Consider the following 7,586-nt stretch of genomic DNA (forward strand, 5'->3'; position numbering starts at 1 on the left):
AGGCATGGCCGTGACCGAAAGGTTGGACGGCCCCCAGGACCCGCCCGTGGACTCCACGGGCGGGCCTACCTCGGGACCTGATACCCCCCCTAAGAGACGACGCCTCGGCCCGTCACCCACGATCGCCATCATCTTCCTCATGCCGGCGGCCCTGCTGCTCGGCATCTGGGTGGTCTACCCGATCGGCTACTCGATCTTCCGAAGCCTGTTCGACGCCTCTGGGCAGACGTTCGTCGGGCTGGAGAACTACGGGACCATCTTCAGCGACGGCGGCACGCTGCGGACCATCCGCAACAACCTGATCTGGGTGGTCGTCGCCCCGATCGTGGTCACCACGATCGGCCTGATCTTCGCGGTGCTGACCGAGCGGATCAAGTGGGCGACCGCGTTCAAGCTGATCGTCTTCATGCCGATGGCCGTCTCGCTGATGGCCGCCGGCGTCATCTTCCGGCTCGTGTACGACGAGGACCCCGACAAGGGCCTGGCCAACGCCGTCATGACCGTGGTGGGCGACACGTTCTCCTCCGCGCAGGGCTACCCGGAGGCGCGCGCCCGGACCGGCGACGAGTCGCCGGTGGCCGCGGAGGAGGACGGCACCGTCGTCACCAAGCAGCCGGTCGAGGCAGGACAGCCCGTGCTGATCCCCATCGTGGGCGTCAAGCCGGAGGTGATGCCCGCGAACGCCCAGCCGGCCGTCGCGGCGACCGGCGGCGACGGGCTGGCCGGCACGGTGTGGTTCGACTTCACCCCCGGCGGCGGTGGCGTGAACGGTCAGCCGGACGCCACCGAGAAGGGCCTGCCGGGGATGACCGTGGAGGCGGTCAGCGACGGCCAGGTGGCGGCGACCGCGACGACGGCCGAGGACGGCTCGTTCCGGTTCGAGGGCCTGTCCCCGGGCTCCTATGTGGTGCGGCTGCCGGCGGACAACTTCACCGCCGCCTACAACGGCCTGACCTGGCTCGGCCCGACGCTGATCACTCCGGCGATCATCGGGGCGTTCGTCTGGGTGTGGGCCGGGTTCGCCATGGTGCTGATCGCGGCCGGCCTGGCGGCCATCCCGCGGGACGCGCTGGAGGCGGCCCGCATCGACGGCGCCAGCGAGTGGCAGGTGTTCCGCAGGATCACGGTGCCGCTGCTGTCGCCGGTCCTGCTCGTCGTCTTCGTGACGATGATCATCAATACCTTGAAGGTGTTCGACCTGGTGTTCATCATCGCACCGCCGTCGGTCCAGCCGGAGGCGAACGTGATCGCGCTGGAGATGTGGCGCGTCTCGTTCGGCGGCGGGAACAACCAGGGACTCGGCAGCGCGCTGGCCGTCTTCCTGCTCATCCTGGTCCTGCCCTTCATGATCATGAATATCCGCAGGTTCAAGAGGGGCGACTCATGACGACGGCGACGGCACCGGCACCGGCGCGCAGCCACGCCGGCGCGCCGCGGAGAAACCTGATCGGCCGCATCGTCGACCGCCTCGGCAGCGGCGTCGTCCAGGTCGTGATGATCCTGCTCGGCCTCTTCTGGCTGGTCCCCACGCTGGGCCTGCTGGTGGTCTCGCTCCGCACCACGGAGGTCAACAACGCCGAGGGCTGGTGGACGATCTTCACCAAGCCGGCCGAGCTGACCATCGCCAACTACAGCGACCTGCTGGCGGGCGGCTTCGGGGCGTCCTTCTGGAACACGGTGGCCATCACGGTGCCGACGACGATCCTGGTGATCGGCATCGCGGCCATGGCGGCGTACGCGTTCGCCTGGATGGAGTTCCCCGGCCGGGACCTGCTGTTCCTGGTCGTGGTCGGGCTGCTCATCGTGCCGATCCAGATCGCGCTGATCCCCGTGGCCGCGCTCTACGGCCAGGCCGGGATCTTCGGCTCGATCCCCGGCGTGGTGCTGTTCCACGTGGCGTTCGGACTGCCCTTCGCGATCTTCCTGCTGCGCAACTTCTTCATCGGCATCCCCGCCTCCCTGCTGGAGGCGGCGCGGATGGACGGGGCGCCGGAGTGGCGGATCTTCGTGTCGGTGGTCTTCCCGCTGGGCAAGCCCGCCATCGCCTCGCTGGGCATCTTCCAGTTCCTCTGGGTGTGGAACGACATGCTCATCGCGCTGGTCTTCGCCAACTCGGCGAACCAGCCGATGACCAAGTACCTCCAGTCCCAGATGCGGCAGTTCGGCACCAACATGGACATCCTCTCGTCCGGCGCCTTCCTGTCGCTGATCATCCCGCTGGTGCTGTTCTTCGCGTTCCAGCGCTACTTCGTCCAGGGCATGATGGCCGGCTCGGTGAAGTAGACCTCGGCGGGCGCCCGCATCCCGCGGGGGCACGGGCGCCCGCTCCTTGGTGATCATTTCTCCGGGTTCCGTACGCATCGCCCGCCAGACCTGGCTAAGCTCATCGCCCATGGCCGGACGTCCACTGAACGAAGTCGTCGAAGCCGGATGGGCTCGCGCGCTGGAGCCCGTGGCAGAGCGCATCGCCCACATGGGCGAGTTCCTCCGCAAGGAGATCGCCGAAGGCAGGCAGTACCTCCCCTCGGGGGGCAACGTGCTGCGCGCCTTCAACCAGCCCTTCGACGACGTCAGGGTGCTGATCGTGGGGCAGGATCCGTACCCCACGCCAGGTCACCCCGTGGGGCTGTCGTTCTCCGTCGCTCCCGACGTGCGGCCGCTGCCCGGCAGCCTGGTCAACATCTTCAAGGAGATGGAGTCCGACCTGGGGCTGCCCCGGCCGGCCAACGGCGATCTCACCGCCTGGGCCGACCAGGGCGTGCTGCTGCTCAACAGGGTGCTGACCGTGATGCCGGGCAAGCCCGCCTCCCACCGCGGCAAGGGCTGGGAAGAGGTCACCGAGCAGGCCATCCGGGCCCTGGTCGAGCGCGGCAAGCCGATGGTCGCGATCCTGTGGGGGCGCGACGCGCGCAACCTCGCGCCCATGCTGGGGTCGGTGCCGCGCGTCGAGTCCGCCCACCCCTCCCCGCTGTCGGCGCGCAGCGGCTTCTTCGGCTCCCGGCCGTTCAGCCGGGCGAACGAGCTGCTCGTCCAGCAAGGCGCGGCCCCCGTGGAGTGGAAGCTGCCCTAGGCTCGTCGCATGAGTGACGCACAGAAGTTCCTACGACTCACGGTCGAGCTGACGGTCGAAGTGCTCGACGTGGACGCCCTTCAGGCGGCGGCCCTGGCGGAGATCCGCCACCCCGAGGCCGAGCTGACCGACGAGGAGCGCAACGAGCAGGCCGAGCTGGTCAGGTCCGACGAGACCGGGGCCTCGGCCCTGCAGTGGCTGATCGAGCCCGAGCACGTGCTGCAGCTCGTCGACCACATCGAGGAGATCGAGCCGCGCGAGGCGATGCTCGGCGTGGAGCCGTCCGAGGGCCCGGCCGAGGACGAGGAAGAGGCGGAGGACGAGCACCTCCACCTGTGACCGTCCGGCCGGCCACCCGTCGGAGGTGAGCAGCCGGGGACGCGGCGCGCGAGGCGCGGGCCGCCCCGGCTGGAGCCGGCCTGAGGTCGCTCATCGGGGACTATCCAGAAGGACACGTCGTGATCGTCGCATTCTCCATCACCCCTCTGGGCGTCGGCGAAGGCGTCGCCGAGCCCGTCGCCCGCGCCGTCAAGGTGGTGCGCGAGAGCGGGCTGCCTAACCGCACCGACGCCATGTTCACCACCGTCGAGGGCGAGTGGGACGAGGTGATGGACGTGGTCAAGCGGGCCGTGGACGCGGTGGCCGAGGTCGCGCCTCGCGTGGGCCTCGTCCTCAAGGCCGACCTGCGCCCCGGCGTCACGGACGGCATGACCAGCAAGGTGGAGTCGCTGGAACAGCACCTGGATCACTAAACGCGATATGTCTTGACCCCTCCCAAGACGCGACATATCGTGGCGGACGCGATATTACTCGTCCCTTGGGAGGTCGTCATGCCCTACCACCGCGTCCCGGTCCTGATCGTGGGCGGCGGATACGCCGGGCTGAGCGCTGCCATGCTCCTGGCCTGGCGGAACATCCCCGTCCTGCTCGCCGAACGACGGCCGCGCGCGCCGGCTATCCCGAGCCGCTCGACGACCCGATGGGCGCCATCCTCGGCGCCCGCTACCACTCCACAGCGGTCATCGAGGACCCGGCGGACGACGGCTCCCTCCTGGAGGACCCGCGCCACCCCACCGGCCGCCCCGGCAGCCGCGCCGCGCACGTGCGGCTGGGCAGGGAGGGCCGGGAGGTGTCCACGGTCGACCTGTTCGGCGCCGGGTTCGTGCTCCTGGCCGACGGCGAAGGCGGGCGGGCCTGGTCGGACGCGGGCCGCCTGGCGTCCAGGCGTCTCGGGGTCGCGCTGTCGCGGATCGTCCTCGGCGACGACGTGGTGGACGTCGAGGGCGCGTGGCGGTCGCGGTACGGCGTCGGCGCGGGCGGGGCGGTCCTGGTCCGGCCGGACGGCTACGTCGCCTGGCGCGCCACCGGCCCCGACCCGGACCCGGCCGCCACGCTGGAGTCGGCCCTGCGCCGCGTTCTCAGCCGCTGACGAAACCCGCCAGGCCGCCGAGGTCGCCGAGATCTTGCCGGCCCAGCGTGGTGCGCTGCGCCGCCAAGTGGTCGAACCAGCGGACGCGCTCGCGGGTCTCTCTCAGCCTGTGGTCGAGGTCTTCGAAAGGGTCCACGTCAGTTCTACGAACGACCGCCACCTGACGTTCCCCGCCCGGCCCGTCCAGGGGCGCGAAAGGAGCCACGGCTCAGGCCGCCGTGGGGGTGAGGCCGGTGCGGAGCGGGGTCGGGGTGGCGCAGAGCCAGTCGTTGAGCGAGCCGGTGAACCCCGACGGCGGCCCGACCTGGAGGCAGGCGGCGGGGCCGGGACCGGTGGCGGGCCTGACTCTCAGGCGTCTGATGCTGCCCCGGCCTGGTGAGGGGGCGGGCGCGCACGGGGTGAGGCGGACGCCGAGAGGGCCGGGAGGCAGGGGAAGGTGGTCGTCGATGGCCCGGCGGCGGGCGTCGGGATGGGCGGAGGCGAACGCGAGGTGGCCGGCGACCAGCCGGGCGGCCACCGTGCGCAGGAGGTCGGCGGCGCACAGGGTATGGGCGCAGGCGGCGCCGTCGAGGGTGATCTCCGGCAGGCCGAAGCGGCGCAGGCCCCGGGAGGTGATCGTGAGGCCGTCGCAGGCGGCGGTGCCGGCCGGGTCCCACGGCGGGCAGGTGGCGTCGTCGTGGACCCGGATGTCCCAGCCGAGCCACCCGTCGGCCAGGTCGAAGGCGGCGGGCTCCGGGTGGCGGGCGGGCAGGACGCCGCCGGTCAGGGGGTCGAACAGGAGTCCCTCGTACGTCCGGGCGAGGGCACGGGCGGCGGCCCTGGCGGCCTGGGCGGCGGCGGGGGACGCGTGCGGCGGGGCCGTCGAGGAGACGGTGAGGTGCTGTCCGGAGCGGCGCAGCAGGCGGCGCTCGTCGGGGGTGAGCGGGATGGCCCCGGGCTTCCACGGGGTGGGATGGTGGATCAGCCGCAGGCGGGGTGTGCCGAGCGCGGCCATGGCGGCCTGGCTGTGCGGGCCGGTCAGCCGCCAGGGCGTGACGGGGGCGACGGTGAGCGTGACGATGAAGAGGGACGTGAGGGCGGCGGGCAGGGGCAGGACGATCTTCATGAGGGCCTCCGGTGGTCGGGGCCCTCAGGATCGGCGGAAACGGGCCTGACCCGCCGAGACGAACCTCGTTCTGGGGATAACCGGCGCGTAGGTACGCGCCTGTGGACCGAGGTAAGCGCGGGGTTCCGGGGATGAGCCCTCGGACGGCGCTCCCGAGCGTGATCCACCCGGTCACGGAGAGCGCGTCAGCCCGAAGGGCGATGGATGACCAGGGACTGGCCGGGGAGCCTGGTCCCCTCCTCGTCGCCCGTCACCGGATCGTCCGAGGCCAGCAGCACCCTGCCCCGCGGTACCGGCACCGTGACCGTGTCCGTGCCGAAGTTCACGCTCACGCAGACCCCGCCCCGCCACATGACCAGCCACTGCCCGCCCGGGTCGGTCTCCACCCGGACCCGGTCCAGGCGCGGGTCCGTCAGCTCGGGCAGCGCCCTGCGCAGCGCGATCAGGTCGCGGTACCAGCACAGCAGCGACCAGTGCGCCTCCTCCTTCAGCTCCTGCCAGTCGAGCTTGCTGCGCAGGAACGTCTCCTCGGCCGACGGGTCCGGCGCCTCCCACGTGTAGCCGAAGCCGTCGAACTCCTTCTTCCTGCGCTCGCCCTCGCTCTCCCGCAGGTGCGGCTCCACGTGATCGGAGAAGAACAGGAACGGCGTGCCCGCCCCCCACTCCTCCCCCATGAACAACATCGGCGTGAACGGCGAGGTCAGCAGCAGCCCGGCGCCCAGCTTGAGCGCCGGCATCGGCAGCCGGTCGCCCATCGGCCGGTTGCCGATCTGGTCGTGGTTCTGCAGGCAGGCGACCAGCCGGTGACCGGGGACGCCGGTGTAGGGCCGGCCGTGCGCCCGCCCGCGGAAGCTGGAGTGCCCGCCGTCGTGCAGGACCCCGCGCGTGAGCACCTTCACCAGCGCGGACAGCCCGGCGAAGTCGGCGTAGTAGCCGTGGGTCTCGCCACTCACCGCGGTGTGCAGGGCATGATGTACGTCGTCGTTCCACTGGGCGGTCATGCCCAGGCCGCCCGCGTCCAGGGACCGGACCATGCGCGGGTCGTTCAGGTCGGACTCGGCGATCAGGGACAGCGGCCGGCCGACGGCGCACGACAGCGCGTCCACCTCCTCGGCGAGCTCGGCCAGCAGGTGGGTGGCGCGCTTGTCGTGCAGCGCGTGCACGGCGTCCAGGCGCAACCCGTCGATGTGGTAGTCGCGCAGCCACTGCAGCGCGTTGTCGACGAAGTAGCGGCGCACCGGGTCCGAGCCGGGCCCGTCCAGGTTGACCGCCTCGCCCCAGTAACTCCCCTCGAATCCGCCGAAGTACGGGCCGAACGGGTGCAGGAAGTTGCCCGAGGGGCCGAGGTGGTTGTAGACCACGTCCAGGATGACGCCGATGCCCGCCCGGTGGCAGGCGTCGACGAAGGTCTTGAGCCCGTCGGGGCCACCGTACGTCTCGTTCACCGCGTACAGGTCGACCCCGTCGTACCCCCAGTTGCGCGCGCCGGGCACCGGCGCGACCGGCATGATCTCCACGAAGTCGACGCCCAGCTCGACCAGGTGGTCCAGCCGGCCGGCGGCGGCCTGGAACGTCCCCTCGGGGGTGAAGGTGCCGATGTGCAGCTCGTAGATCACGGCTCCGCGCAGGTCGCGGCCCGTCCAGTCGTGGTCGGCCCAGGTGTAGCGGGCGTGGTCGTACACGGCGCTCGGCCCGAAGACGCCCTCGGGCTGGCGGCGGGAGCGCGGGTCGGGGTAGGGGCCGTCGCCGTCGAGCACGTACGTGTATCTGGTGCCGTGAGTGGCGTCCGGCACGTCCAGTGACCACCAGCCGTCCGCCCTCCCTGTCAGGGGGAACCGCCGGTCCAGGGTCTCGACCTCGACGGCCGTGGCGTTGGGTGCCCACACGTCAAAGATCATTTCGCTCCAGCAGTGCGACGGGGAGGGAACCGAGCAGGTGGGCCAGCGGGACGCGCCCGGTGTGCACGCCGCCGCCGAGCAGGT

The 7,586-nt window shown here is 71.4% G+C and carries 9 protein-coding genes; 6 read left to right on the forward strand and 3 right to left on the reverse strand.

What is annotated here, in order from left to right:
- Positions 1-4: 4 nt before the first annotated feature.
- The 6 genes from OUY22_RS19580 (at position 5) to OUY22_RS19605 (ending at position 4,499) form a co-directional block, all read left to right on the forward strand.
- Entirely contained in the window at positions 5-1,387 is a 1,383-nt protein-coding gene (locus tag OUY22_RS19580) for an ABC transporter permease (RefSeq protein WP_408638180.1), read from the forward strand.
- Positions 1,384-2,283, forward strand: a complete 900-nt coding sequence (locus tag OUY22_RS19585) for a carbohydrate ABC transporter permease (RefSeq protein ID WP_270156479.1) — start codon at positions 1,384-1,386, stop codon at positions 2,281-2,283. The genes OUY22_RS19580 and OUY22_RS19585 overlap by 4 nt, the downstream gene beginning before the upstream one ends.
- A gap of 109 nt (positions 2,284-2,392) precedes the next feature.
- Entirely contained in the window at positions 2,393-3,070 is a 678-nt protein-coding gene (locus OUY22_RS19590; RefSeq protein ID WP_270156480.1) for a uracil-DNA glycosylase, read from the forward strand.
- A gap of 9 nt (positions 3,071-3,079) precedes the next feature.
- A complete protein-coding gene (locus tag OUY22_RS19595; protein WP_270156481.1) occupies positions 3,080-3,409 on the forward strand; it encodes a hypothetical protein in 330 nt (109 codons plus the stop codon).
- A gap of 119 nt (positions 3,410-3,528) precedes the next feature.
- On the forward strand, positions 3,529-3,822 hold the full coding sequence (locus OUY22_RS19600) for an MTH1187 family thiamine-binding protein (RefSeq protein ID WP_270156482.1): 294 nt from the start codon (positions 3,529-3,531) through the stop codon (positions 3,820-3,822).
- A gap of 227 nt (positions 3,823-4,049) precedes the next feature.
- Positions 4,050-4,499, forward strand: coding sequence for an aromatic-ring hydroxylase C-terminal domain-containing protein (locus tag OUY22_RS19605; RefSeq protein WP_270156483.1), 450 nt, complete (start codon positions 4,050-4,052; stop codon positions 4,497-4,499).
- On the opposite strand, the gene OUY22_RS19610 is transcribed toward OUY22_RS19605, so the two are convergent.
- The 3 genes from OUY22_RS19610 to treZ form a co-directional block, all read right to left on the reverse strand.
- Positions 4,489-4,635, reverse strand: a complete 147-nt coding sequence (locus OUY22_RS19610; RefSeq protein ID WP_270156484.1) for a hypothetical protein — start codon at positions 4,633-4,635, stop codon at positions 4,489-4,491. The two genes, OUY22_RS19605 and OUY22_RS19610, sit on opposite strands and share 11 nt — an antisense overlap.
- A 72-nt stretch (positions 4,636-4,707) precedes the next feature.
- Positions 4,708-5,604 carry a hypothetical protein gene (locus OUY22_RS19615; RefSeq protein ID WP_270156485.1) on the reverse strand — a complete coding sequence of 299 codons (897 nt, stop codon included), beginning with the start codon at positions 5,602-5,604 and terminating at the stop codon, positions 4,708-4,710.
- A 185-nt stretch (positions 5,605-5,789) separates the two neighbouring features.
- Positions 5,790-7,490 (reverse strand): malto-oligosyltrehalose trehalohydrolase, encoded by a 1,701-nt coding sequence (gene treZ / locus OUY22_RS19620; protein ID WP_408638181.1) that lies wholly within the window; start codon positions 7,488-7,490, stop codon positions 5,790-5,792.
- Positions 7,491-7,586 lie beyond the last annotated feature (96 nt).

Source organism: Nonomuraea corallina (genome assembly GCF_027620315.1).
GTDB lineage: Bacteria > Actinomycetota > Actinomycetes > Streptosporangiales > Streptosporangiaceae > Nonomuraea > Nonomuraea corallina.

Coding starts and splice junctions, on each gene's coding strand:
- OUY22_RS19580 (WP_408638180.1), top strand. CDS start 5: ATGGCCGTGACCGAAAGGTTGGACGGCCCCCAGGACCCGCCCGTGGAC.
- OUY22_RS19585 (WP_270156479.1), top strand. CDS start 1,384: ATGACGACGGCGACGGCACCGGCACCGGCGCGCAGCCACGCCGGCGCG.
- OUY22_RS19590 (WP_270156480.1), top strand. CDS start 2,393: ATGGCCGGACGTCCACTGAACGAAGTCGTCGAAGCCGGATGGGCTCGC.
- OUY22_RS19595 (WP_270156481.1), top strand. CDS start 3,080: ATGAGTGACGCACAGAAGTTCCTACGACTCACGGTCGAGCTGACGGTC.
- OUY22_RS19605 (WP_270156483.1), top strand. CDS start 4,050: ATGGGCGCCATCCTCGGCGCCCGCTACCACTCCACAGCGGTCATCGAG.
- OUY22_RS19615 (WP_270156485.1), bottom strand. CDS start 5,604: ATGAAGATCGTCCTGCCCCTGCCCGCCGCCCTCACGTCCCTCTTCATC.